General features: G+C 71.0%; 23 protein-coding genes. 15 read left to right on the top strand and 8 right to left on the bottom strand.

From position 1 onward, the window contains the following. Window positions 1-77 precede the first annotated feature (77 nt). The 3 genes from ACLF3G_RS11565 to ACLF3G_RS11555 all read left to right on the top strand — a co-directional run bounded on the left by ACLF3G_RS11565 (window position 78) and on the right by ACLF3G_RS11555 (window position 2,523). Window positions 78-1,052 (top strand): MBL fold metallo-hydrolase, encoded by a 975-nt coding sequence (locus ACLF3G_RS11565; RefSeq protein ID WP_430669520.1) that lies wholly within the window; start codon window positions 78-80, stop codon window positions 1,050-1,052. Between the two features lie 17 nt (window positions 1,053-1,069). After that, window positions 1,070-1,996 carry an MBL fold metallo-hydrolase gene (locus ACLF3G_RS11560; RefSeq protein ID WP_430669519.1) on the top strand — a complete coding sequence of 309 codons (927 nt, stop codon included), beginning with the start codon at window positions 1,070-1,072 and terminating at the stop codon, window positions 1,994-1,996. 104 nt (window positions 1,997-2,100) lie between these two features. Continuing rightward, window positions 2,101-2,523, top strand: coding sequence for an acyl-CoA thioesterase (locus ACLF3G_RS11555; protein WP_430669518.1), 423 nt, complete (start codon window positions 2,101-2,103; stop codon window positions 2,521-2,523). Here ACLF3G_RS11555 and ACLF3G_RS11550 read toward each other — a convergent pair. Beyond that, on the bottom strand, window positions 2,480-3,475 hold the full coding sequence (locus tag ACLF3G_RS11550) for a hydroxyacid dehydrogenase (protein ID WP_430669517.1): 996 nt from the start codon (window positions 3,473-3,475) through the stop codon (window positions 2,480-2,482). The genes ACLF3G_RS11555 and ACLF3G_RS11550 overlap by 44 nt on opposite strands. A gap of 150 nt (window positions 3,476-3,625) precedes the next feature. Here ACLF3G_RS11550 and ACLF3G_RS11545 point away from each other — a divergent pair, with 150 nt between their 5' ends. Beyond that, the gene (locus tag ACLF3G_RS11545; RefSeq protein ID WP_430669516.1) at window positions 3,626-3,805 is read left to right on the top strand and encodes a KGG domain-containing protein; all 180 of its coding nucleotides are present in this window, start codon (window positions 3,626-3,628) and stop codon (window positions 3,803-3,805) included. A 6-nt stretch (window positions 3,806-3,811) separates the two neighbouring features. Here the strand turns inward: ACLF3G_RS11545 and ACLF3G_RS11540 are convergent, their stop codons facing one another. The 4 genes from ACLF3G_RS11540 to ACLF3G_RS11525 all read right to left on the bottom strand — a co-directional run bounded on the left by ACLF3G_RS11540 (window position 3,812) and on the right by ACLF3G_RS11525 (window position 7,760). Further along, window positions 3,812-4,795 carry a Bug family tripartite tricarboxylate transporter substrate binding protein gene (locus ACLF3G_RS11540; RefSeq protein WP_430669515.1) on the bottom strand — a complete coding sequence of 328 codons (984 nt, stop codon included), beginning with the start codon at window positions 4,793-4,795 and terminating at the stop codon, window positions 3,812-3,814. Between the two features lie 118 nt (window positions 4,796-4,913). Then, entirely contained in the window at window positions 4,914-5,441 is a 528-nt protein-coding gene (locus ACLF3G_RS11535; RefSeq protein ID WP_430669514.1) for a hypothetical protein, read from the bottom strand. Window positions 5,442-5,445: 4 nt separating this feature from the next. Beyond that, the gene (locus ACLF3G_RS11530) at window positions 5,446-6,744 is read right to left on the bottom strand and encodes a 3-isopropylmalate dehydratase large subunit (RefSeq protein WP_430669513.1); all 1,299 of its coding nucleotides are present in this window, start codon (window positions 6,742-6,744) and stop codon (window positions 5,446-5,448) included. Continuing rightward, the gene (locus ACLF3G_RS11525; RefSeq protein WP_430669512.1) at window positions 6,741-7,760 is read right to left on the bottom strand and encodes an alpha/beta fold hydrolase; all 1,020 of its coding nucleotides are present in this window, start codon (window positions 7,758-7,760) and stop codon (window positions 6,741-6,743) included. Before ACLF3G_RS11525 ends, ACLF3G_RS11530 begins: the two co-directional genes overlap by 4 nt. Before the next feature lie 141 nt (window positions 7,761-7,901). On the opposite strand from ACLF3G_RS11525, the gene ACLF3G_RS11520 reads away from it, so the two are divergent. The 4 genes from ACLF3G_RS11520 (at window position 7,902) to ACLF3G_RS11505 (ending at window position 12,775) form a co-directional block, all read left to right on the top strand. Then, window positions 7,902-9,050: an acyl-CoA dehydrogenase family protein gene (locus tag ACLF3G_RS11520; RefSeq protein WP_430669511.1), complete on the top strand. Its 1,149-nt coding sequence runs from the start codon at window positions 7,902-7,904 to the stop codon at window positions 9,048-9,050. A 17-nt stretch (window positions 9,051-9,067) separates the two neighbouring features. Further along, the gene (locus ACLF3G_RS11515) at window positions 9,068-10,252 is read left to right on the top strand and encodes a CaiB/BaiF CoA transferase family protein (RefSeq protein WP_430669510.1); all 1,185 of its coding nucleotides are present in this window, start codon (window positions 9,068-9,070) and stop codon (window positions 10,250-10,252) included. Window positions 10,253-10,254: 2 nt separating this feature from the next. Then, window positions 10,255-11,313 (top strand): acyl-CoA dehydrogenase family protein, encoded by a 1,059-nt coding sequence (locus ACLF3G_RS11510; protein WP_430669509.1) that lies wholly within the window; start codon window positions 10,255-10,257, stop codon window positions 11,311-11,313. Between the two features lie 172 nt (window positions 11,314-11,485). Continuing rightward, on the top strand, window positions 11,486-12,775 hold the full coding sequence (locus ACLF3G_RS11505) for a serine hydrolase domain-containing protein (protein ID WP_430669508.1): 1,290 nt from the start codon (window positions 11,486-11,488) through the stop codon (window positions 12,773-12,775). On the opposite strand, the gene ACLF3G_RS11500 is transcribed toward ACLF3G_RS11505, so the two are convergent. The 3 genes from ACLF3G_RS11500 to ACLF3G_RS11490 all read right to left on the bottom strand — a co-directional run bounded on the left by ACLF3G_RS11500 (window position 12,757) and on the right by ACLF3G_RS11490 (window position 17,045). Continuing rightward, window positions 12,757-14,949, bottom strand: coding sequence for an HWE histidine kinase domain-containing protein (locus ACLF3G_RS11500; protein ID WP_430669507.1), 2,193 nt, complete (start codon window positions 14,947-14,949; stop codon window positions 12,757-12,759). The two genes, ACLF3G_RS11505 and ACLF3G_RS11500, sit on opposite strands and share 19 nt — an antisense overlap. A 108-nt stretch (window positions 14,950-15,057) precedes the next feature. Further along, a complete protein-coding gene (locus ACLF3G_RS11495; protein ID WP_430669506.1) occupies window positions 15,058-16,041 on the bottom strand; it encodes a tripartite tricarboxylate transporter substrate-binding protein in 984 nt (327 codons plus the stop codon). 56 nt (window positions 16,042-16,097) lie between these two features. After that, the gene (locus ACLF3G_RS11490; protein ID WP_430669505.1) at window positions 16,098-17,045 is read right to left on the bottom strand and encodes a D-2-hydroxyacid dehydrogenase family protein; all 948 of its coding nucleotides are present in this window, start codon (window positions 17,043-17,045) and stop codon (window positions 16,098-16,100) included. Window positions 17,046-17,157: 112 nt separating this feature from the next. Between ACLF3G_RS11490 and yghU the strand changes: the two genes are divergently transcribed. The 7 genes from yghU (at window position 17,158) to ACLF3G_RS11455 (ending at window position 23,296) form a co-directional block, all read left to right on the top strand. After that, window positions 17,158-18,048: a glutathione-dependent disulfide-bond oxidoreductase gene (gene yghU / locus ACLF3G_RS11485; RefSeq protein ID WP_430669504.1), complete on the top strand. Its 891-nt coding sequence runs from the start codon at window positions 17,158-17,160 to the stop codon at window positions 18,046-18,048. 206 nt (window positions 18,049-18,254) lie between these two features. After that, the gene (locus ACLF3G_RS11480; RefSeq protein ID WP_430669503.1) at window positions 18,255-18,716 is read left to right on the top strand and encodes a (2Fe-2S)-binding protein; all 462 of its coding nucleotides are present in this window, start codon (window positions 18,255-18,257) and stop codon (window positions 18,714-18,716) included. Between the two features lie 13 nt (window positions 18,717-18,729). Further along, on the top strand, window positions 18,730-20,937 hold the full coding sequence (locus ACLF3G_RS11475) for a molybdopterin cofactor-binding domain-containing protein (RefSeq protein ID WP_430669502.1): 2,208 nt from the start codon (window positions 18,730-18,732) through the stop codon (window positions 20,935-20,937). After that, window positions 20,934-21,203 (top strand): c-type cytochrome, encoded by a 270-nt coding sequence (locus ACLF3G_RS11470; RefSeq protein WP_430669501.1) that lies wholly within the window; start codon window positions 20,934-20,936, stop codon window positions 21,201-21,203. The genes ACLF3G_RS11475 and ACLF3G_RS11470 overlap by 4 nt, the downstream gene beginning before the upstream one ends. Beyond that, entirely contained in the window at window positions 21,200-22,438 is a 1,239-nt protein-coding gene (locus ACLF3G_RS11465; RefSeq protein ID WP_430669500.1) for an FCSD flavin-binding domain-containing protein, read from the top strand. The genes ACLF3G_RS11470 and ACLF3G_RS11465 overlap by 4 nt, the downstream gene beginning before the upstream one ends. 13 nt (window positions 22,439-22,451) lie before the next feature. Then, the gene (soxX, locus tag ACLF3G_RS11460) at window positions 22,452-22,850 is read left to right on the top strand and encodes a sulfur oxidation c-type cytochrome SoxX (RefSeq protein ID WP_430669499.1); all 399 of its coding nucleotides are present in this window, start codon (window positions 22,452-22,454) and stop codon (window positions 22,848-22,850) included. Then, window positions 22,847-23,296: a SoxY-related AACIE arm protein gene (locus tag ACLF3G_RS11455; RefSeq protein WP_430669498.1), complete on the top strand. Its 450-nt coding sequence runs from the start codon at window positions 22,847-22,849 to the stop codon at window positions 23,294-23,296. Before soxX ends, ACLF3G_RS11455 begins: the two co-directional genes overlap by 4 nt.

Below are 23,296 nucleotides of genomic sequence, written 5' to 3'. Positions count from 1 at the left end.
CGCCGGCGCTCCGGTAGGGGTTGCATGCTGGCGCGGGCGTCCAACCTCTCGGCGCGTCCGGATCGGGAGGTTTCGTCATGAATCGCCGTCACATCATGCTCGGCGCCGCGGGTGCCCTCGCGGCGCCGGCGCTGCTGCGCGCCGCGCCCGCCCTCGCGCAGGCCGCGCCAGCCGCGCCGATCTCGCAGGCGCCGGGGTTCTTCCGCTTCCGCGTCGGCAGCCACACGGTGACCATGCTGCATGATGGCAGCCGCGCCATCCCGCTCGCCGGCTTCGTGCGCAACGCGCCGATCGAGGCGGTGCAGGCGGTGCTGGCGGAAAGCTTCCTGCCGACGGACACGCTGCGGATTCCCTTCACCCTGACCTGCCTCGAGACCGCGCGCGGCATCACCCTGTTCGACACCGGCAACGGGCCGCAGGCCGCGGGTGCGCCTGTTGGTTTGCTCATGCAGAACATGCGGGCGGCGGGGCTGGACCCGGCGCGGGTGACGACGGTCGTCATCAGCCATTTCCACGGCGACCACATCAGCGGCCTGCTGAATGCGGAAGGCGCGCCCGCCTTCCCGAATGCGGAGATCGTGGTGCCGGCGGCCGAATGGGCCTGGTGGACCGACCCGGCGAACGAGGCGCGCAGCCCGCAAGGCCAGCGTGGCACCTTCGCCAACACGGCGCGACGCTTTGGACCCTACCAGGGCAAGATCCGCCAGATCGCGGCCGGCGCCGAGGTGGTGCCGGGCGTGACCGCCATCGCGGCCCACGGACACACGCCGGGCCACACCGCCTATCGCATCGCCGATGGCAGCGACCAGATGATCTTCGTGGCCGACCTGACCAACCGGCCGGAACTGCTGGCGCGGCGTCCGGATTTCCACATCGGCTTCGACTTCGACCCGGAGGCCGCCGAGGCGTCCCGCCGCCGGCTGTTCGACCAGGTGGCGACCGACCGCATCCGCATCAGCGGCTACCACTTCCCCTTCCCGGCCACCGGCTACGTGGCGAAGGAAGGCAATGGCTACCGCTATGTCCCGGCCGACTGGGCGGCGGCAAGCTGACGCGGAGGAATCGGGCCATGCTGAACCGCCGCCACCTTCTAGCCGCCGGCGCCGCCGCCGCGCTCGCGCCCTCGCCTGGACTTGCGCAGGGCGTGGTCACCGCACCGGGCTTCCACCACGTGACCGTGGGCGGCCTGCGCGCCACCATCGTCAACGACGGCGCCGCGGTGCGACCCGACGTGACCCAGGGCTTCATCCCGAACGCCACGCCGGACCAGGTGACGGCCGCGCTGCGGGCCGGCGGCGTGGCGGAGGGGACGGCGCTGTCCAACCCCTACAACGTCACCTTCATCCGCACGCCGCAGGGGCTGGTGGCGCTGGATATCGGCACCGGGTCCTCCCCTGCCATGATCACCAACATGCGCGCGGCGGGGCTGGACCCGGCGGATGTGGTGCTGATCGCGCACACGCATTTCCACGGCGACCACATCGGCGGGCTGCTGAACGCCGATGGCAGCCCGGCCTTCCCCAACGCCGCGATCACGGTGCCGGAGGGCGAGTGGGCGTTCTGGAACGACGCGGGCGAGGAAAGCCGGGCTTCCGCCATGCGCAAGCCGGGCTTCGCCAATGTGCGGCGGCGCTTCGCGCCCTATGCCGCGCGCGTCACGCGGTTCGCGCCGGGGGCGGCGGTGGCGCCGGGCATCACCTCCCTGCCGACCTTCGGACACTCGCCAGGGCATGTCTCCTTCCTGGTGGCGGATGGCGGGCAGCAGTTGCTGGTGCTCGGCGACGTGGTGACCACGCCGCTGTTCTTCGTGGTGAACCCGGAGTGGTATCCAAACCTGGACATGGACCCGGTGGCCTCCGTCGCCACCCGCAAGCGGGTGCTGGACCAGGCGGCGACGGACCGGCTGGCCGTGGTGGGCTACCACTTCCCGATGCCGGCGACCGGGCGGATCGAGCGCGCCGGAGCCGGCTATCGGCTGGTACCCGCGAACGCGTGATGGCGCGGCGCCCGCCTGGATCAAAGGCGGGCTTGTATCGGCCATGCTGCACTGCAACATAATGCCCGTGGGAAGCGTCCAGGCATCCTCGGGAGGCGCTTGCGATGCAGACAGTCGAGAGTTCGGTGCCCCGCGGCGAGTTGGCCGTGCGGCAATTGGCGATGCCGGCCCACACCAATCCGGGCGGCAACATCTTCGGCGGCTGGATCATGGCATCCATGGACGCCGCCGCCGCCATGGCCACCACACGCTACATCGAGGGTCCGGCGGTGACCGTCGCCGTCTCCGAGATGGTGTTCATCGCGCCGGTGAAGGTGGGTGACAGCGTCTGCTTCTATGCCGACCTCAAGCGCATGGGACGAACCTCCCTGACGCTGGATGTGGAGGTCTGGGTGCTGCGGCAGGGTCGTGGCGACCGGGTGAAGGTGACGGCGGCGGAGTTCACCTTCGTGGCCGTGGACGAGGCCGGGCGGCCGCGGCAGATCAGCGCGGGATTGAGCCAGAACGGCGCAGCGCCTCCGGGTTGACGCAGGCGCCGGTGGGCAACGCCTCGTCGCGCAGCACGGCCAGCGCGTGGGCCGCGGCGGCGCGCGCGGTGGCGGCGCGGGCGATGGTGGTGGCAGCGCCCATATGCGGGCTGAGCACCAAATTGGGCGCGCCGACCAGTGGGTTGCTGCCAGGCGGCGGCGGCTCGGTGGACAGCACGTCAAGGCCGGCGCCGTAGATGCGGCCCTCGCGCAGCACTTCGGCCAGCGCCGGCTCGTCGATCAGCCCGCCGCGCGCGGTGTTCACCAGGATCGCCTCCGGCCCCAGCAGCGCCAGTTCGGCCGCGCCGATCATGTGGCGGTTCGTGGCGCTCATCGGCGCGTGCAGCGACACCACGTCCGACTGCCGCAGCAGGTCGTGCAGGGAGCCAGCGCGGGTGACGGGCGCGATGTCGCCGGCGGCGGCGAGGTTCGGACTGAAGGCGCAGACCCGCATGCCGATGGCGCCGGCGATGCGCGCAACGTTCCGTGCGATGCGACCAAAGCCGACCAGGCCCAGGCGGCGGCCTGACAGCTCGATGCCGATGCGCGTGCGGTCCCAGCCGCCGGCCTGGGTCAGCCGGTCGTGCCGCACGATGTTGCGCGCCACGGCCAGCATCAGGCCGATGCTGTATTCCGCGACCGACTGCGCATTGGCGCCGACGGCGGTGAGCACCGGGATGCCACGGGCGCTGGCGCCGGCGACGTCGATCAGGTCGTAGCCGACCGCGGCGCGGGAGATGGCGCGCAGCGTCGGGCAGGTGGCCATGACGGCGCCGGTGATCGGGATGGAACGTGAGATGATGGCGTCATAGCCCGTGGCGGCGAGCTTGCCCTCCATCTCCGCACGGCCGCCCGCCACCGTGACGAAATCCACCGTGCAGCCGGCGGCGGTCAGCAGGGCGAGGCCATCGGCTTCAAGGTGCGAGGCGGTGACGAGGATGCGGAAGGTCATGCGCGTGCTTCGCGCGCGGCGTGGCAACGGTCAATACGCCTGCCCAATGCGGCGGGTCGATACGCGGGCGTCGCAGAACCGGCCGCGCTTGCGCTGCGTTTCAATTGCCCGCCCGATCATTCAGCGGGCGGCCGATCGGAGGAGGACGAAATGGCGAACCAGCAGGGCGAGAAAAGCAGCCAGGGCGGCAAGCAGGGCATTGAGGGGCAGAAGGGCGTGTCGCAGGAGACGGTTGGCTCCGGAAAGGACAAGGACCCGAACAACTTCGCCAACAACCCGGACCGCGCCGCGGAAGCCGGCCGCAAGGGCGGCCAGTCCCGCAAGGGGTGAGGGCCGCTATTCCAGCTTGACGTTGCCGAGCCGGACGGCGCGGCGATAGATGTCCAGCTCGTCGCGGATCACCGCGCCGTAGCGCGCCGGGGTGATCTCCGCGGCGGGCGGGATCTCCGCGCCGAGCATGGTCAGGCGCTGTCGCACCGTGGCATCGGACAGCGCCGCGGCCAGGGCGGCGCGCAGCTTCTCCACCGCCTCGGCCGGCGTTCCGGCCGGCGCGAGGAAGCCGAGCGTGGTGCTGAGCTCGGCCTCCACCATCCCCGCCTCCCGCAGCGTCTGCACATCCGGCAGCAGCGGGGACCGGGTGGCGGAGGCGATGCCGAGGATGCGGGCGCGGCCATCGGCGTGCAGTTGCAGGGCGCTGGAAAGCTGGTCGAACACCACGGGGATGTTGCCGGCGATCAGGTCGTTCAGCGCCGGGCCGGTGCCGCGATAGGGCACATGCACCAGGTTGGCGCCTGTGCCGGCGTTGAACAGTTCAATCGCGAGATGCGCGCCGGAACCGATGCCGGCGGTGCCGGCGGAAAGCCCACCCTGCGTCGCCTTGGACCGCGCGACGAATTCCGCCAGGGTGGCGGCCGCCACGTCCTTCGCCACCATCATCACGATCGGCACGCGATAGGCCATGCCGATCGGCGCGAAGTCGCGGATCGGGTCGTAGGGCAGGCGTTCCATTGCAGCGGGGAAGATGGAGACCGGCGCCGTGCCGGTGATCAGAATCGTGGTGCCATCCGGCCGCGCGCGGGCCACCGCCTCCGTCCCCACGATGCCACCGGCGCCGGCACGGTTGTCGACCACGATCTGCTGGCCGAGCGCCTGGCTCATCGCCGGGACCAGCAGGCGCGCGGTGAAGTCCACATTGCCGCCGGGCGGGTAGGCGACGACGAGGCGCACCGGCCGGCTGGGGAAGTCCTGCGCGCGAGCGCGGCCGATGGCGGCGAAGGTCAGGGCCGTTGCGCCCAGGATCGTGCTGCGACGTGTGAGCATCTTGGTTTCCTTCCCTTAAAGTGTGATCGTCTGAGGTGGAATCACCGAAAGACGTGAATCACAGGACAAAACAATAGGCTAGAGTCTGTCTGGCGCTTCTATTTGCGCCTGACGGACTCTAGGCGGATGTCGCGCGGCGCGCGGCGAACTCGGCTTCGAGCAGCGGGATCGACCCGCCGGCCCTCCAGACCTGGACCATGCGTTCGGAGAACGGGCGCGAGGCCAGCACGCGGCCATCCGGCAGCCCGACCACGCCGGTGACGGGGTCGGCGGAGATGACATCGCCATCCTCCACGGCTGCGTGGATGCCGGGGCAGATCATCACCGGCAGGCCGTGGTTCAACGCGCGGCGCAGGAAGCCGGAATCACACGATTCGACGACGACGACGGCGATGCCGGAGGCGCGGATGGCGACGCTGACCTCGACATGGTTGTGGTGCGCGAAGTTGCGGCCGCCGACGACGATGTCGCCCGGCCGGACCTGCTGCGGAAATTCCGGCCGCAGGCGGCGGAAGCACATGGCGCGCAGCGCGGCCTCGTCGAATTCCTTGCCGAAGCCGTCGCGGATGATCGAGAACTCGATGATACCGTCATCGCCGCTGACGTCATCACCAAACTTCCAGACGCGGCCCTTGGGAATGTCCATCACCTCAGCCCCCCGCCAGCAGCGGTCGCGGGTCCGCGATGCGCCCGGCGACGGCGGAGGCCGCGACCACGGCGGGCCCGGCCAGGAAGACGCGGGAGGTGCGGCTGCCGTTGCGGCCCTGGTAGTTGAATTGCTGCGTCGAGATCAGCACCTCCTCGTCGTTCAGCACGCCCTGGTAGCCCCAGCAGGTGGTACAGCCCGGCGCGAGGATGGTGGCGCCGGCCTCGGCCAGCACTTCCAGCAGCCCGTCCCGCGCCGCCTCGACATAGACGCCGCGGCTGCCGGGGGTGACGTAGAGCGTGACATGCGGCGCGATCTGGCGGCCCCGCAGCACCCGCGCCGCCTCCCGCAGGTCGTCCAGCCGGCCATTGGCGCAGGACCCGATGGTGGCCTGGTCGATGCGGGTGCCTTCCGCCTGACCGATGGGCACGGCGCCATGCGCATCCGGCGGCACCGTCACCATCGGCGCGATGGCGCCGAGGTCGTAGGTCATGCGGGTCTGGTAGACTGCGCCGGCATCGGCCCGAACCGCCTGCCACGGCCGGCCGCCATCGCGCTGGCGGACATAGTCCAGCACACGGTCATCCGGTTCCATGATCCCGGTATAGGCGCCGCTGTGGAACAGCGAGGCGAGCAGCGCCTGGCGGTCGTCGAGGCTCAGCGTGGCGAGGCCCGGGCCGTCGAATTCGACGCAGCATTGCAGCAGGCGGCCATCGCCGGTGCAGTCACGCAGGATGGTCTGGATCACGTCCCGCGCGGTGACGCCGAAGCCGAGCGCACCGTTCAGCGTGATGCGGGCGGAGGGCGGCACCGCGATCCAGTTCTCGTCCTGGATCAGCGAGACCAGAACCTCCGTCGAGATCGGCAGGTTCAGCGCGCCGAGCGCGCCGATGGAGGCGATGTTGCCTTCGTCCGAGAAGATCAGCGTGCCGGGCCGGGCGAAGCCGCGCTCGGTCAGCACGAGGTGGCGAAGGCCGTTTCCGGGTCCGAAGAAGTTCTCGATGCCCTGCGCCGTGCACCAGTCGCGCAGCGTGCGGTGCGTCTCGTGGTGGTGCGAGCCCATGGCGGCGGAGGTGGAGTGGTCGATCACCATCACCGCCTTGTCCGGGCGCGGGATGCGACCCACGCCGATGCGCTCCAGGTTGCGCTTGTGGCCGGGCCAGAACAGCTCTTGGCACGCGGTGTAGTCCGGCGTGACGGTGACGTATTCGCCGACTTCCACGGTATCGCGGCCGCAATGCGCGGCGATGATCTTTTGCGCGATTGTCTGAGCGATGGTTGGGGCGATGGCTTGGGCCATCATTGCCACAGGCCCCGCGCGGCCAGCCAGTCCTGCACCAGCTGCGCCACCGCGTCGCCGTTGCGGTCCATCATCAGCATGTGGCTGTTGCCGGGGATGCCGCGGCTCGGCAGGTCCACATCCTCCACCTGGCCGCCGGCGGCGCGGATCATGTCGGAGAAGCGGCGGGCGTTGCGGCGGATGACGGACCAGCGCGGATCGGCCTCGACGTAGTCGCCGTAGATCAGCAGCGTCGGGATGTCCTTCAGCGTGGCGGCCTGCGCCGCCTGCCCGGTGCCGGCGGGTTCCACCAGGACCAGCGCGCGGAACAGGTCCGGCCTGCGCTGCGCCACCTGCCAGGCGAAGGCGCCGCCCTGGCTGTGCGCGACGACGACGCTCGGCCCGACCCGCTCCAGCAGCGCGACATAGGCGTTCAACACGTCCTCGTCGGTGCCGAGGTTGCGCGGCACCACCTGGCGCATGAAGGACTGGTAGTGCTCCGGCGTGGCCGGGAACTGGTTGCCCGGCAACAGGGTGCCGCGGGCGTGGGAGCCCGCGCCGTCGCCGATGCGGAACCGCTCCCACGGGTTCGCCGTGGGCAGGTAGATCGGCAGGCCGAAGATGTCGGGCGACATCGCCGTGCCGCTGCGGCCGCGCTCCACCGCATCGGTGACGTAGGTGGTCCAGCCGCGCCGCAGGAAGAAGTGCTCCCAGCCCTCGCGCCCATCGGGCGTCGTCTCCCACGTCACGCCTGTGAGGTAGGCGCCGTGCCACAGCATCAGCGGCGCCTGGCCGCGCTGCGGCGCGGGCTCCATGAAGCGGGCGTACATCTGGCCGACGAGATAGGTGCCGTTGGGGTCGATGCGCAGCGGCGCGCCACCGACGGTGGGGGTGTATTCGATCACCGGCTTGCCCGTGATCTCAACCTGGCGTCCGCCGACATGGAAGGAGCCGAAGCGTTCCAGCGTAATGGGCTGCGCCATGGCGGGCATGGCCGCCACGGCCATCGCGGCCGCGATCCAGTGCTTCCTGAGCCGCATTTCGTCCTCCGCGCGCCGATCCTGCACGCACCGGTCTTGCGCCGGCACTGCCTTCCTGGCCTTCGTTTCCGTAGGCCTTATAGACCAGACTTATGGCCTATGGTAGTGCCGGCCCCAGGGAGTTGGCTTCATGGTGGTGCGATGACGCTCGATGAGCTGGATGCGCTGGATGACGCCGCCTTCCGCGCGCATGTGCGTGAATGGGTCGAGGCCCATACGCCACCGGAGCTTCGCTTCCCGCGCCGCCGCCTGCACTGGCATGAGAACCGCCCCTGGTACCTGAAGCTGTCCGCGCAGGGCTGGCTCGCGCCAGCCTGGCCGCGCGAGCACGGCGGCATGGGCCTCGGCGCCGGTCGGCAGCTCATCATGATCGAGGAGTTCGAGCGCTGGGGCTGCCCGCGCATCAGCGACATGGGCGTGCTGATGCTCGGCCCGATGCTGCTGAAGCACGGCAGCGCCGCGCAGCAGCGCCACTTCCTGCCTCGCATCCTGTCCGGCGAGGACATCTGGGCGCAGGCCTATTCCGAGCCCAATGCCGGCTCCGACCTCGCAGCCCTGCGGCTGGAGGCGGTGGATTGCGGCGATCACTGGCGCCTGAATGGCCAGAAGACCTGGATCACCTTCGCCAATGACGCCAACTGGATCTTCGTCCTCGCCCGCACCGACAAGGCGGCGAAGAAGCAGGCCGGGATCTCCTTCCTGCTGCTGCCGGCGGACAGCCCGGGCCTGACCATCCGGCCGATCCTGAACCTCGACCTGCATGACGAGTTCTGCGAGATCTTCTTCGACGATGTCCGTGTGCCCAAGGACATGGTGGTCGGCGAGGTGAACCAGGGCTGGACCTACGCCAAGGCGCTGCTAGGCTTCGAGCGCGTGGCGATCGGCTCCCCACGCCTGTCGGCCAACGGCCTCGGCGCGCTGAAGCGGCTGGCGGCCGCTGTCGGCAAGTCCGATGATCCGGCGTTCCTGGAAACCTATGCCCGCTTCCGACTGGACCTCGCGGACCTCAAGGCGCTGTATGAAAGCTTCGTGGCGGCGCTGAACCGCGGCGAGGCGCTGGGGCCGGAAGTCTCGATCCTCAAGATCGTGCAGACCGAGCTGTATCAGCGCATCACCGATGCGATGCTGGAACTGGCCGGTGAGAATGCCGGGCTGCTCGACCCGATGCCAGGCCAGGCGCTGCATCCGGCAGGGCAGTTCCTGATGGCACGGCCCTCGACCATCTTCGGAGGGTCGTCTGAAATTCTGCGCAACGTGCTGGCCCGCAGCCTGCTCGACCTGCCCGCCTGAATCTGGGAGACCACGCCGTGTCCGGTTGCCTGCCCCGCATCCGCGTGCTCGACATGACGCGCGTCTTCGCCGGCCCCTGGGCGGCACAGCTCCTCGGTGATTTCGGCGCCGATGTCGTGAAGGTGGAGCAGCCCGGCAGCGGCGACGACGTGCGCCGCATGGGGTTCCGCAAGCAGGACGAGAATGGGGCGGAGACCGGCGAGACATCCTCCTTCCTCGCGATGAACCGCAACAAGCGCAGCATCGCCATCGACATCGCGAAGCCCGAAGGCCAGCAGCAGTTGCGCGACCTGGCCGCGAAGGCCGATGTCTTCATCGAGAACTTCAAGGCCGGCGGGCTGCAGCGCTACGGGCTGGACTACGCCGCGCTCGCCGCGATCAATCCGCGGCTGGTCTATTGTTCCATCACCGGCTTCGGGCAGGACGGCCCCTATGCCCCCCTGCCCGGCTACGATCCCGTCTTCCAGGCGATGAGCGGGCTGATGAGCGTGACCGGCAATGCGGAGGGCGACGCCGGCGCGGGGCCTGCCGTGGTGGGCTACAGCGTGTCCGACATCAATGCCGGCTTCTACGCCACCATCGGCATCCTGGCGGCGCTGCACCACCGCGATACGGTTTCCGGCCTCGGCCAGCACATCGACCTGGCGCTGCTCGATGCGCAGGTCGCGGCGCATTCGCACATCGCGATGAACTGGCTGGTCTCCGGCAAGTCGCCGGTGCGCGGCGGCACGGCGTCGCAGATCAACACGCCCTGGCAGGCCTTCGAGACGGCGGACCGGCCGCTGATGCTGGCGGTCGGCAACGACCGGCAATTCGCGCAGCTCTGCCGCGTGCTCGGCCTGCCGGATGTGCCGGCCGATGCCCGCTTCGCCACCAACCGCGCCCGCATGGCGCACAAGCCGGAGCTGCTGCCGATCCTGCAGGGCGCGCTGCGCACCCGGCCCGCGCGGGAGTGGATGGATGCGCTGAATGCGGCCGGGGTGTCCTCCGGCCCGATCAACGACTTCGCGGCGGTGGCGGAGGATCCGCAGATCCGCCATCGCGGGCTGTTCCGCAGCCTGGCCGATGGTGCGGGCGGCGAGCAGCCGATGATCGCCAACCCGCTGAACTTCTCCGCCACCCCCGTCACCTATCGCAACCCGCCACCCACACTCGGCGCGCAGGGCGCGGAGGTGCTGCGCGACTGGCTGGACGAGGCATGACCATGAGGGATGCCGACACCGCGGAACGCGACGTGGCGATCCGCATGATCCGCGACAGCGCCGCGGCCATTGCCCCACGCGGTGATCTGCGCCGCATCCGCGCGCTGCGCCACACCGAATGCGGCTTCGATCCTGCGGTGCTGCGGCAGATGGGCGAGCTGGGCTGGATCGGTCTGCGGCTGCCGGAGGCGGCGGGCGGCGCTGATCTCGGCATGACGGCGTGCTGCGCGCTGGCTGAGGAGCTTGGCCGCGCCCTGGTGCCGGAGCCGCTGATCCCCGCCATGCTGTCCGCCGCGCTGCTGTCCGCCTGCGGCGAGGAGGCCCTGCTGGCCCGGGTGCTGGCCGGTAAGGCGCTGGTGACGACGGCATGGCAGGAGCGCGTGGACACGCTTCACGCCCCCGGCACGCCCGGCGCGCCACGCCTGTTCATCCCGCTGGTGCGCGGGGCGGAGGCTTTCCTGCTGCCGGTCGACACAGCACTGCATCTGCTGCCCGCCGCCGGCCGGGCGCTGGAGGTTCTGGCGACGCAGGATGGCGGGCACCTCGGCACGCTGCACCCCGATGCGGGGGCTACGCGCGCGCTTGACGAGCTTCCCGAAGGCGCCATGGACCGCGCGCTGGACGAGGCCGCGCTGGCCACCGCCGGCTACCTGCTGGGCGTCATGGAAGGCGCCTTCGCCATGACGCTGGACTACCTGCGCACACGCCAGCAGTTCGGGCGGCCAATCGGCACCTTCCAGGCGCTGCAGCACCGCGCCGTGGACCTGAAGATCCAGCTTGCCCTGACCCGCGCCAGCGTCGAGGCCGCCGCCGCCACGCTGGATGCCGGCGCCGATGCCCGCACGCGCGCCGCCGCCGTGTCACGCGCCAAGGCGCGTGCGGCGGAGGCGGCGATGCTCGTCACCCGGGCCGCGGTGCAGATGCATGGCGCCATCGGCTATACGGATGAGCACGACATTGGGCTTTATCTGCGCAAGGCGATGGTGGCCTGCAACGCTTTCGGTTCGGGCGTGCTGCACCGCCGCCGCTTTGTTGCGAGCGCGCCGGACGAGGACGACTGACGCCCGGCCGCGCCGGGAATGTTGAAGGGCGGGGGCGCAATGGCCGCGCCGGATCGCAGCCAGCCTGCTTGACCCCCCGACCGCACCGGGCGGACCCTTGCTCCGTCGACCGACGCACGCTGCGGACGACCAACGGACCGGGCCAGCGCCGGCAGCAGGAGGAAATTGCCCCATGTTGAATCGCAGGAATGCCCTGAACCTCATCGGCGGCACCGCCCTCGCCGGCACCCTCGGGGGAAGCCGCGTCGCCGCCGCGCAGTCCAACGCAGCGGTGACCCTGCCCAAGGCGGCGCGCGCCGAGGAGGTCGGGCTTTCCACCACCCGCCTGGGCCGCATCGCGGACTGGCTGCGCGCCGAGGTCGGCACCAACCGGATTCCCGGCGCGGTCGTCGTCGTCGGCCGCAAGGGGAAGATCGCCTACCAGGAAGCCGTCGGCTTCCGCGACCGCGAGACGCAGGCGCCGATGTCGCCGGATGCGGTGTTCCGCATCGCCTCGATGACCAAGCCCTTCGCCTCGCTCGCGTTGATGATGCTGGCGGAGGAAGGCAAGGTGATGCTGTGGCATCCGGTCAGCCGCTACCTGCCGGAATTCGGCGACCAGGTCGTCGGCCTGGATCGCGGCGCGGTGCAGCGCCCGCCGACGTTGCAGGACCTGTTGCGGCACACCTCCGGCCTGACCGGGTCCAACGCGGCGGGCGAGCCGGTGCAGCGCGCCTATGCCGAGGCCAATGTCTCCAACCGCAACCAGACGATCGAGCAGTTCATCACCAACCTCGCGCGCCTGCCGCTGATGTACCAGCCGGGCACGCATTGGGAGTACGGTGTGTCCACCGACGTGGTCGGCCGCATCGTCGAGGTCGTCAGCGGCCTCGACCTCGACCGCTTCGTGCGGGACCGCATCGCAGCACCACTCGGCCTGCGGGATACCGCGTTCTGGGCACCCGGCGAGGCCGAGGGCCGTGTCGCGCGCGCCCAGGTGGACCCGGTGACCGGGCGCCGCATGGCGATCCCGGACGCGCTGCAGAAGCCGCAGTGGTTCTCCGGCGGCGGCGGCATGGTCTCGACGGCAGGCGATTATGCTCGATTTTGCCAGATGCTGCTGAACGGGGGGGAGCTGGACGGCGCACGGATCGTCTCCCCCAAGACCATCGAGTTGATGACGGCGAACCACCTGCCGCCGGGCACGGAATACAGCCCGGGCCTGTTCGCGCGCTTCGGCGGGCTGGCGCCCTCGCCCACGGTCGGCCTCGGCTTCGGGCTGGGCTTCGCGGTGCGGGTCGAACAGGGCCGCAGCCCGGTGCCGGGCAGCGTCGGCGACTATTCCTGGGGCGGCGCCTACGGCACCTATTTCTGGGTCGACCCGCGGGAGGAGCTGTACGCCATCATCATGCTGCAGGGCCCTTCCGACCGGCTGCATTTCCGCTACGGGCTGCGGCAGCTGGTCTACCAGGCCTTCGTCTGACCCTCGCGCCGCGCAGCGACCGGCTCGGGCGCATCCTCGCGGGAGGTCACGCGCGCCATGGGGATGCCGATGTGGCAGGCCAGCCCTTCGGGCTGCCACAGCATCTGCACCGTGCCGCCGAGCTGGCCTCGGAGGGTTGTCGTGATGAGGCGGGAGCCGAAGCCCTGGAAGGCGGGCGGCCGCTGGATGGGTGGGCCGCCATGCTCCGTCCAGACCAGGCGCAGCATTCCGTCCGGCCCGCCAGCCGACCAGCCCAGGTCGACGCTGCCGCCGCGGGCCGACAGCGCGCCGTGCTTGATGGCGTTGGTCGCCAGTTCGTGCAGCACCATGGATAGTGCCTGCGCCGCGCCCGGCGACAGCATCACGAAGGGCCCGGCCAGGACGGCGCGCGGAACCCCAGCTTGCGGTCCGGCCGCATCCGGCAGGAAGGCGCGCAGCTCAGCCTCGGCCAGGGACCGCAGGTCCGCCCCCGACCACTGCGCCTCGGCCAGCATGGTATGGGCGCGGGCCAGCGCGGCGACGCGGCCCTGGATCGACTGGATATAGTTCGCCAGGTTGTCCCGGGGTGTCAGGCGCAGCGCCGCCTGCACGACCGCGAGCACGTTCTTCGAGCGGTGGTCGACCTCCCGCGCCAGCAGCGACCGCGCCTCCTCCGACCGCTTCCGCCGGGTGATGTCGCGCACCACGCTGACGACGCGCTGCGGCCGGCCCTCGGCATCACGGGCGGAGATGGAGGCGCTGGCACGGATCCAGGCTTCGGTGCCGTCGGCGTGCAGCAGGCGGAATTCAGCCTCAACCTCCCTGTCCTGCGCGATGGCCAGGCTGACCGCGCTGCGGCCCCGATCTGCCGGGACGCAGAGGTCGTCGGGCCCGAGACCGCCCAGCAACTCGGCCCGGTTGCGGCCGGCGATCTCGCAGAAGCGGCGGTTGACGCGCAGGTAGTGGCCAGTCACGGCATCGACCTCGACGACGCCGACGGCCGCGGTCTCGAAGATCGCCCGGAAATCCGACTCGCGGCGGGCCATGGCGGTCTCGGCGCGCTCGCTCGCTTCCCGCAGGCGCTCGAATTCGGCAACGCTGGACGATGCGGTCGCGGGTGGCGCCAGCAGGGGCCCCGGGCCGCTGGCGACGACGGCATCGGCGCGGGCGAGCAGCCCGTGCACCGGGCGCAGGATGCGGCGCGCCAGCATCGTGGCGATGGCCGCGGCCAGCCCGACCGCGACGGCGGCGATGCCGGCATAGGCCGCCAGCGGCCAGAGCCAACTCGCCCGGTAGCGGGATTCGGGTTCGGCCACGATGATGCTCCAGCCCTGCGCCGCCTGGATCGGCTGGGCGGCATACAGCGCGGCTTCGCCATAGACGGACTGGCTGCGGAACACGCCACGCGCCCGCTGCTCCGCCGGCACTTGGCGGCTGGGTGGGATGGTGCCGAAGAACCGCTCTTGGTCGCGCGACCTGGCCACGATGCGGCCCTGGCCGTCGGCGACGGAGGCGAAGGCGCTGCCGGAGGGGCCGAGGCTGCGCAGCCGTTCCGACAGCGTGAGGGGGTCGAGCGTCAGCACGACGACCCGGGTGATGTCGCCGCCCTGCCGCGCCGGCGCCGCGACGGCGACCAGGGACCGGCCGGTGCCGCGGCCAGTGAACAGGTCCGACACGGCGGGCCGTCCGGTATCGATGACACGCCGGATCAGGCTCCAGGCACCTTCCCCCGGCGCCGAGGGCGGCGGCAGCGGCGCGCCTTGGGGCAGGTTGGTGTTGAGGATCTGGCGGTGGCCGAAGCTTGCCTCGTTCACCACCACCCAGGCGCCCTGCCGCTGTGCGACGGTCTGTGCCCAGTCGGCGAAATCCTCCAGGTCGTTGCGTTCCAGGAGCGGGGACGAGGCGAGCGCCGCGACCGCCGTCAGGCTGCTCTCAAGCTCGCTGTCGATGAACAGGGCCAGGGCACGGGCGGTGTCCTGGAGCCGGGTCTCGAAGGCGTGCCGGTAGCTGTTCGCGAGATGCCAGGCGGATGCGCCGCCGGCCACCAGTGCCGGCAGCAGCACGGCAAGGACCAGGACCAGCAGGTGCCGGCGCAGGCTCCAGCCGCGGCCGAGGCGACGCAATGGCGGGTCGGCTGCAGGAGGCGTGGCCTCCAAGCGGCCAGACGCGGGCACCAGCGCCATCGCGGCGGACATCCTTCACCAAGGCCGCACCATGCGCCAGGCTGCGCGCGGTTTAGGGGAAGAACCTTCCGTATCGCAATCCGGCTCCGGATCACGCTTGGTTTTGTATCGGCGCGGTGCTCAATTCGAAGGCGCGGCAGCTTCCAGCAGCGGCTTCCAGCGTGCGATCTCGGCGCGCCAGAAGGCCTGGCCGCCAGCCGGGGTGGTGCGCTCACCGCTCGCGGGCTGGCTGCCGAGGTCGGCCATGCGGCGGCCGACATTCTCATCCCGCAGCGCCGCCAGCAGGGCACGGTTCAGGCGCTCCACCACCGGGCCAGGCGTGCCGGCGGGGGCAAACAACATATTCCAGCCGGACATCCGCATCTCCGGCAGCCCGGCTTCCGCCGTGGTCGGCACGTCGGGCAGCGCGGCGGCGCGGGCGGGGGTGCTGATGGCGAAGGCGCGGATCGAGCCGGCACGGATCTGTGTGGCGTTGTTCGTGGTCTGGTCGCAGCCGAGGTCGAGCGTGCCGCCCATCAGGTCGTTCATCACCAGCGCATTGCCGCGATAGGGCACCAGCGTCACCGGCGTGCCGATGGAGGCGTTCAACAGCAGGCTGCACAGGTGGCTGGTGGAGCCGATACCGGCATTGCCGAGGTTCATCCGCAGGCCGTCCCGCCGCACCAGTGCCACCAGTTCGGCCAGGTTGGCGGCGGGCAGGTCGCGGCGGCCGATGATCGCCATCGGCACCTCGTTCACCATGCCGATCGACTCCAGCGCCGTCGGGTCGAAGCTGAGGTTGCGCAGCAGGGTCGGGATGGTGGCCTGGGCCAGGCTGCCGAACAGGATGGTGTAGCCATCCGGCCGGGCCGCGGCGACGCGCGCCTGGCCGATGGACCCGCCGGCGCCGGAGGCGTTCTCCACCACGACCGATTGGCCGAGGTCGGCGCCTAGGCCGGGTGCGATGAGGCGGGCGATGACGTCGGCCGGGCCGCCCGGCGCGAAGCCGACGACCATGGTGAGCGGCCGCGTCGGGTAGGTGGCGCCACCCTGGGCCAGCGCGACACCGCCGAGGCCGGCGGCCAGCGCGACACCCAGCAGGCCGCGGCGCATCGAACGGATCATCTTTCTGGCCCCCAATGTTCCGGCCAGTGTCGCAGCACCCGGGCGGTCCGCAAAGCCTACCCGGCGATGACGCGCACCGGCTGCCCGGCAAGCCAGGCCAGGACCGCCGCGTGGCTTTCCTGGTAGCGCAGCAGGATGTTTTCCCGCGTCCGGCCACCGACATGCGAGGTGAGCAGGGTGTTGGGCAGGTGGCGCAGCGGATCGTCCGCCGGCAGCGGCTCCTGCTCGAACACGTCGAGGCCGGCGCCGCCGATGGCCCCCCGCGCCAGCGCCGCGACCAGCGCGGCCTGGTCCACGATCGGGCCGCGGGAGGTGTTGATCAGCAGCGCGTCGGGGCGCATCGCGGCGATCTCCGCGGCACCGACCAGGCCGCGGCTGCGCGGCGACAGGCGCGTGTGGATGCTGACCACGTCGGATTGCGCGAACAGGTCCAGGCGGTCCACGCGCCGCACGCCGCAGGCGGCACAGCGCGCCTCGGTCAGGTTCTCGCTCCAGGCGATGGTCTGCATGCCGAAGGCCTGGCCGATGCGCGCCATCTCCGCGCCGAGCTTGCCGAGGCCGAGCAGTCCGAGGGTGCGCCCGGTGAGGCCGCGGCCCAGGCCGGCGCCCCAGCCACCGCCGCGGATGGCGCGGTCCTCCGCCGGGATGTGCTTCACCAGGCCGAGGATCAGGCCCCAGGCGAGCTCGACCGTCGCCATGGGAAAGCCCAGCGAGGTGCCGCAGACGGTGACGCCGCGGGCCGTCAGCGCCGGCAGGTCCAGCGCCGCGTTGGTCATGCCATGCGTGACCAGCAGGCGCAGCCGCGGCAGTTGTGCCAGCAGCGCGGCGTCGAAGCGGGTTTCCTCCCGCGCCGTCACGACGACCTCGGCGGCCGCCAGCAGCGCCGGCGCGGCGGCGGGGTCGAGGCGGCCGTGGATGTGAAGATCGTGCTGCGCCGCGAGGTCGCTCCAGTCCACCGCCGCGCGGGCCAAATCCTGGTAGTCGTTGATGATGGCGATGTGCATGCGGCGTCTGTACGGGGCGCCCTGCCATGCGGCAATGCAGGCGGGCAGCGCCGCCGGGGTTGAGCGGCGGGCGGGACGGCGCATATGGCGGCGACGCAGCAGGAGCCACGCCATGAATGAGGTCCCGGACTTCAAGCCCGCCGACTACACGCCGCCAGCGATCTGGACCTGGAACAAGGCAAACGGAGGAAAATTCGCCAGCATCAACCGGCCCATCGCCGGGCCGACGCATGACAAGGAGCTGCCGGTCGGGCGGCATCCCCTGCAACTGTATTCGCAGGGCACGCCGAACGGCGTGAAGGTCACGGTGATGCTGGAGGAACTGCTGGCGGCCGGGCATGCGGGCGCGGAATACGACGCCTGGCTGATCCGCATCGGCGAGGGTGACCAGTTCGGCAGCGGCTTCGTCGCGGTCAACCCCAACTCCAAGATCCCGGCGCTGCTGGACCGCAGCGGGCCGCAGCCGATCCGCGTCTTCGAATCCGGCGCCATCCTGGTGCATCTGGCGGAGAAGTTCGGCGCCTTCCTGCCGGCCGAGCCGGCGGCGCGGGCCGAGTGCCTGTCCTGGCTGTTCTGGCAGATGGGCAGCGCGCCCTATCTCGGCGGTGGCTTCGGGCATTTCTACGCCTATGCGCCGAGCAAGATGGAATACCCGATCGACCGCTTCGCCATGGAGGTGAAGCGCCAGCTCGACGTGCTGGACCGACGGCTGGCGGACAGCGCCTACCTGGCCGGGCCGGACTACACCATCGCGGATATCGCGACCTGGCCCTGGTATGGCGGGCTGGTGAAGGGCTGGCTGTATGGCGCGGCGGAGTTCCTGCAGGTGCAGGACTACAAGCATGTGCGGCGCTGGGCGGACGAGATCGGCGAGCGTCCGGCGGTGCAGCGCGGCCGCATGGTGAACCGCACCAGCGGCGAGCCATCCAGCCAGCTGCATGAGCGGCACGACGCGAGCGACTTCGCGACGCGGACGCAGGACAAGCTGGTGGCCGGGGGCTGAGGCGCGCCCGCTTCACGATCCCGCGCGCAGCCCGCACCGCCTGCCGCGGCAAGGCAGGCGTGCTGGCGGGCAGCGTTGGGAATGTATTGTGGGGTGACCTCCCAGGCTGTTAGCCTTCCGCCATCGCAGGTTGTGCCGAGGAGTTTACGCGCGGGCACCCCGGGACGGGGCCTCGCGGCACTCCGACGTGCCGGGAGGACAACGGAATGGCGAAGCTCAACGTCAATGGTCGCATCTTGGATGTGCAGGTGGAGGACGACACGCCCCTGCTCTGGGTGCTGCGCGAACACCTGGACCTGACCGGCACCAAGTATGGCTGCGGCATCGCGCAATGTGGCGCCTGCACGGTGCATGTGGACGGCGCCGCCGTGCGGTCCTGCACCATGCCGGTCTCCGCCTTCGACGAGACGCAGAAGATCGTCACGATCGAGGGCCTGTCGCCCGACAGCAGCCACCCGATCCAGCAGGCCTGGCTGGCGCTGGACGTGCCGCAATGCGGCTTCTGCCAGCCCGGCATGATCATGGCCGCCGCCGCGCTGCTGGCGAACACGCCGCGCCCGACGGAAGCGCAGATCCGGGAGGAGATCACCAACATCTGCCGCTGCGGCACCTACAACCGCGTCATCGCCGGGGTGCAGCGCGCCGCCGGTTCGACCGCGGCCGGTTGAGGAGCACCGCAGCATGAACGCCATCCGTACGCCGTCGCGCCGTGGTGTCCTCGGCACCGCCGTCGCCGCCGCCGGCGCCTTCACCCTCGGCTTCCGCATCCCGCTGCCGGGGGAGGCCGCGGCCCAGGGGACGCCGGCCGCAGGCCCCGCCTCGCCCGAGGTGAATGCCTGGGTCGTGGTCAAGCCGGACGATACCGTCGTCATCCGCATCGCCCGGTCCGAGATGGGCCAGGGCACGCTGACCGGCTTGGCGCAGCTGGTCGCGGAGGAGCTGGAATGCGACTGGGCGAAGGTCACCACGGAATACCCGACGCCCGGCCAGAACCTGGCGCGCGGCCGCATCTGGGGCAACATGTCGACCGGCGGCAGCCGCGGCATCCGTGACAGCCACGACTATGTCCGCAAGGGCGGCGCCGCGGCGCGCATGATGCTGGTGCAGGCCGCCGCCAATGCGTGGTCCGTGCCGGCCGGCGAATGCCGCGCCGCCGCCAGCGTCATCACGCACGGGCCCAGCGGGCGCACCGTGACCTACGGCCAGGTGGCCGAGGCCGCCGGGCGGCTGCCGGTGCCGACCGACGTGACGCTGAAGAACCCCGCCGACTGGAAGCTCGCCGGCAAGCCGGTGCCGCGGCTGGATACCGCGGCCAAGCTGAACGGCAGCCAGGTCTATGGCATGGACCTGAAGCTGCCGGGCATGCTGAACGCCGCGATCCATGCCTGCCCGGTGTTCGGCGGCAAGGTGCGGGATGTGGACAGCGCCGAGGCGGAGCGCATGCCCGGCGTGAAGCGCGTGCTGCGCGTGGGCGACTATGCCGTCGCCGTGGTCGCCGACACCTGGTGGCGCGCCAAGACGGCACTTGATGCGGTGAAGATCACCTGGGACGAGGGTGAGCACGCCAACGCCTCCTCCGCCAGCTTCGAGGCGGTGATGCGGGAGGGGCTCGATGCGCCGCAGGCCGCCGTCGGCAACCGCAACGGCGATGCCGCGGCCGCGCTGGCCGGTGCCGCGAAGCGCGTCGAGGCGGTGTATGGCTACCCGCACCAGAACCACGCCTGCATGGAGGTGATGAACGCCACCGCCGTCTGGACGCCGGAGCGCTGCGAGGTCTGGACGCCGACGCAGAACGGCGAGGCCGCGCATGCCGCCGCCGCCGAAGCGGCCGGGCTGCCGCCGGCGCGGACGGAGATCCACAAGATCCACCTCGGCGGCGGCTTCGGCCGGCGCGGCGCGGTGCATGACTGGGTGCGCCAGGTGGTGGACATCGCCAAGCAGATGCCCGGCACGCCGGTGAAGCTGGTGTGGACGCGGGAGGAGGACATGCTGCAGGGCCGCTTCCACCCCGTCACCATGTGCAAGCTTGTGGGTGGTCTGGATGCGCAGGGCAACCTGACGGGCCTGACCATGCGCATCTCCGGCCAGTCCATCGTCGCCGGCATCTTCCCGCAGAACATCCGCGACGGTCGCGACCCGGTGGTGTTCCAAGGGCTGAACGCCAGCGGCGGGGAGGCTGATATCGGCTACACCTTCCCGAACCTGCTGATCGACCATGCCATGCGCAACCCGCATGTGCCGCCGGGCTTCTGGCGCGGGGTGAACCTGAACCAGAACGCCATCTACCTGGAATGCTTCATGGACGAGCTGGCGCACGCTGCCGGCAAGGACCCGCTGGAGTTCCGCCGGGCGCTGATGGCGAACCACCCGAAGCACCTGGCGGTGCTGAACGCCGTCGCCGAACGCGCCGGCTGGGGCACGCCGGCGGCACCGGTCAACGGACAGGCGGTGCATCGCGGCCTGTGTGTGACGCACGGCTTCGGCAGCTATGTCGCGGCCTGCGCGGAGGTGTCCGTCTCCGACGCCGGGGAGCTGAAGGTGCACCGCATCGTCGCGGCGACCGATCCCGGCCACGCGGTGAACCCGCAGCAGATCGCGGCGCAGGTCGAAGGCTCCTTCGTCTATGGCCTGTCGGCGGCGCTGTACGGCGCCTGCACGGTGAAGGATGGCCGCATCGAGCAGACCAACTTCGACACCTACCCGGTGATGCGGATGGTCGACATGCCGAAGGTTGAGAGCCTCATCCTGCCCTCCGGCGGCTTCTGGGGCGGCGTCGGCGAGCCCACCATCGCGGTCGCGGCGCCGGCGGTGCTGAACGCGGTGTTCGCCGCGACCGGCAAGCGGGTGCGGTCTCTGCCCTTGCAGCAGGCCGATCTGCGGCGGACGTGAGGGCCTTCGCCCTGGCGGGTTTTTGCGCGCTCGCGGCGATATCCGCGAGCGCGGCGGAAGTGCCGCCCGGAGCTTCCTCGTGCCTCGGTTGCCATGGGCGGGAGGGGGCGGCCATTCCGTCCCTGCGCGGGCGGGATGCGGCAGAGGTCGCGGCGATGATGCGCGCCTTCCGCGAGGGTACGCGGCCGGCGACGCTGATGGACCGGCTGGCCAAGGGCTTTTCCGAGGCGGAGACCCAGGCCATCGCGGCGTGGATCGTCCGGTGAGGTTTTCGCGCCGCAGCCTCGCCGCGCTGCTGCTGCCGGCGCCGGCCCTGGCGCAAGCGCGACCGCGCGTGGTGGTCATCGGCGGTGGCTTCGGCGGCGCAAGTTGTGCGCGCGCGCTGCATGGCCATGCCCTGGACGTGACGCTGGTGGAGCCGAACGCGACCTACACCGCCTGCCCCTTCAGCAACGCCGTGATCGCCGGGCTCCGGCCGATGGCGGCGCAGCGCTTCGGCTACGGTGCATTGCGCGCACAGGGTATCGCGGTGGTGCAGCAGGCGGCGACGGGGGTGGATGCCACGGCACGGCGCGTCACGCTCGGCGACGGTACCTTACTGCCATATGACCGGCTGGTGCTGTCGCCCGGCGTGTCGCTGCGGTTCGACGCGCTGCCGGGCTACGACGAGGCCGCCGCGGAGGTGTTGCCACATGCCTGGAACGCCGGGGCGCAGACCGAATTGCTGCGGCGCCAGCTTGCGGCGATGCCGGATGGCGGCACCGTCGTCATGGCCATCCCCGCCAACCCCTACCGCTGCCCGCCGGGGCCGTATGAGCGCGCCAGCCTGATCGCGCATTACCTGAAGACCCAGAAGCCGCGCTCGAAGCTGATCGTGCTGGATGCGAAGGATGTCTTCTCCAAGCAGCGGCTGTTCGAGGCGGCCTGGGCGGCACTGTATCCCGGGTTGCTGGAGTACGTGCCACTGTCCATGGGCGGTCGCGTCACCGGGGTGAAGCCGGAGGAGCGCAGCGTGGTGACGGATTTCGGCGACCATGCCGGCGACGTGGTCAACGTCATCCCGCCGCAGCGCGCCGGTGCCATCGCGGAACAGGCAGGTGCCGCGGATCGGTCCGGCTGGTGTCCGATCGACCCGGCGAGCTTCGAATCGCGGCTGGTGCCCGGCGTGCACGTGATCGGCGATGCCGCCATCGCCGGCGCCATGCCGAAATCCGCTTTCGCCGCGAACGCACAGGCACGGGTCTGCGCCGCCGCCATCGCGGCGCTGCTGCGGGATCAACCGGTGCAGCCGCCGAAGCTGGTGAACACCTGCTACAGCCTGGTGGCGCCGGGCTATGGCATCTCGGTCGCGGGCGTGTACCAGCCGGCGAACGGGCTGCTTTCCGACGTGCCCGGCGCCGGCGGCACCAGCCCATTGGACGCGCCGGCCGCGGTTCGGGAGGCCGAGGCGCTGTATGCCGAGGATTGGTTCGGGACCATCACGGCCGATGCGTTCGGCTAGCCTCTTCCTGGCCATGCTGCTGTCCCTACCGGTCGCGGCGCAGGAGGATGCGATGCCGCGATCCCTGACCGGGGAGGCCGGCGACGCCGCCCGGGGCCGCGCCATCGTCGCGGACCGGCAACGCGGGCTGTGCCTGCTGTGCCATTCCGGGCCGTTTCCGGAGGAGCCCTTCCAGGGCAACCTCGCCCCCAGCCTGGCCGGTGCCGGCAGCCGCTGGACCGAGGGCCAGCTTCGCCTGCGCCTGGTCGACGGCAAGCGCTTGAACCCGGACAGCATCATGCCCTCCTACTTCCGGACGGAGGATCTCCACCGCGTCGGCCCGGCCTTCCAGGGCCGCACCATCCTGACGGCGGCGGAGATCGAGGATGTGCTGGCCTTCCTGATGACGCTGCGCGAAGAGGCTCCCCGATGATCACGCCCCGCCGCCTGTTGCTTACCGTGCCCTTGGCCGCCCCTGCCCTGCTGCTGCTGCCGCGCGTTGCCCATGCGACGCCGGAAGCGATGGCGGAAGCGGTGCGCGGTTTCACCGGCGGCGCGCCGGTCTCGCGCGGGCGGGTGGCGCTGGACATCTCCCCGCTGGTCGAGAACGGCAACACCGTGCCTTTGGCCGTCATCGTGGACAGCCCGATGACGGAGGAGGACCATGTCCGCGCCATCGCCGTCTTCAACGAACGCAACCCGCAGCCGCATGTCATCACCGCGCAGATCGGCCCGCGCGCCGGGCGGGCGATGCTGGCGACGCATATCCGGCTGGCGACGTCCCAGACCCTGCTGGCGGTGGCGTCGCTGTCCGATGGCAGCTTCTGGTCGGACCAGGCGCAGGTGGTCGTCACCCTCGCCGCCTGCATCGAGGGCTGA

This window comes from Falsiroseomonas sp. HC035, from assembly GCF_050563525.1.
Lineage (GTDB): Bacteria > Pseudomonadota > Alphaproteobacteria > Acetobacterales > Acetobacteraceae > Falsiroseomonas.
Note: the sequence above shows the minus strand (reverse complement) of the source record. Positions and strands in the feature narration are given on the sequence as shown.

What these genes read in the sequence shown, in the direction of transcription:
- ACLF3G_RS11565 (WP_430669520.1), top strand. Translation starts at nt 78, where the DNA reads ATGAATCGCCGTCACATCATGCTCGGCGCCGCGGGTGCCCTCGCGGCG.
- ACLF3G_RS11560 (WP_430669519.1), top strand. Translation starts at nt 1,070, where the DNA reads ATGCTGAACCGCCGCCACCTTCTAGCCGCCGGCGCCGCCGCCGCGCTC.
- ACLF3G_RS11555 (WP_430669518.1), top strand. Translation starts at nt 2,101, where the DNA reads ATGCAGACAGTCGAGAGTTCGGTGCCCCGCGGCGAGTTGGCCGTGCGG.
- ACLF3G_RS11550 (WP_430669517.1), bottom strand. Translation starts at nt 3,475, where the DNA reads ATGACCTTCCGCATCCTCGTCACCGCCTCGCACCTTGAAGCCGATGGC.
- ACLF3G_RS11545 (WP_430669516.1), top strand. Translation starts at nt 3,626, where the DNA reads ATGGCGAACCAGCAGGGCGAGAAAAGCAGCCAGGGCGGCAAGCAGGGC.
- ACLF3G_RS11540 (WP_430669515.1), bottom strand. Translation starts at nt 4,795, where the DNA reads ATGCTCACACGTCGCAGCACGATCCTGGGCGCAACGGCCCTGACCTTC.
- ACLF3G_RS11535 (WP_430669514.1), bottom strand. Translation starts at nt 5,441, where the DNA reads ATGGACATTCCCAAGGGCCGCGTCTGGAAGTTTGGTGATGACGTCAGC.
- ACLF3G_RS11530 (WP_430669513.1), bottom strand. Translation starts at nt 6,744, where the DNA reads ATGATGGCCCAAGCCATCGCCCCAACCATCGCTCAGACAATCGCGCAA.
- ACLF3G_RS11525 (WP_430669512.1), bottom strand. Translation starts at nt 7,760, where the DNA reads ATGCGGCTCAGGAAGCACTGGATCGCGGCCGCGATGGCCGTGGCGGCC.
- ACLF3G_RS11520 (WP_430669511.1), top strand. Translation starts at nt 7,902, where the DNA reads ATGACGCTCGATGAGCTGGATGCGCTGGATGACGCCGCCTTCCGCGCG.
- ACLF3G_RS11510 (WP_430669509.1), top strand. Translation starts at nt 10,255, where the DNA reads ATGAGGGATGCCGACACCGCGGAACGCGACGTGGCGATCCGCATGATC.
- ACLF3G_RS11505 (WP_430669508.1), top strand. Translation starts at nt 11,486, where the DNA reads ATGTTGAATCGCAGGAATGCCCTGAACCTCATCGGCGGCACCGCCCTC.
- ACLF3G_RS11500 (WP_430669507.1), bottom strand. Translation starts at nt 14,949, where the DNA reads ATGTCCGCCGCGATGGCGCTGGTGCCCGCGTCTGGCCGCTTGGAGGCC.
- ACLF3G_RS11495 (WP_430669506.1), bottom strand. Translation starts at nt 16,041, where the DNA reads ATGATCCGTTCGATGCGCCGCGGCCTGCTGGGTGTCGCGCTGGCCGCC.
- ACLF3G_RS11490 (WP_430669505.1), bottom strand. Translation starts at nt 17,045, where the DNA reads ATGCACATCGCCATCATCAACGACTACCAGGATTTGGCCCGCGCGGCG.
- yghU (WP_430669504.1), top strand. Translation starts at nt 17,158, where the DNA reads ATGAATGAGGTCCCGGACTTCAAGCCCGCCGACTACACGCCGCCAGCG.
- ACLF3G_RS11480 (WP_430669503.1), top strand. Translation starts at nt 18,255, where the DNA reads ATGGCGAAGCTCAACGTCAATGGTCGCATCTTGGATGTGCAGGTGGAG.
- ACLF3G_RS11475 (WP_430669502.1), top strand. Translation starts at nt 18,730, where the DNA reads ATGAACGCCATCCGTACGCCGTCGCGCCGTGGTGTCCTCGGCACCGCC.
- soxX (WP_430669499.1), top strand. Translation starts at nt 22,452, where the DNA reads ATGCTGCTGTCCCTACCGGTCGCGGCGCAGGAGGATGCGATGCCGCGA.
- ACLF3G_RS11455 (WP_430669498.1), top strand. Translation starts at nt 22,847, where the DNA reads ATGATCACGCCCCGCCGCCTGTTGCTTACCGTGCCCTTGGCCGCCCCT.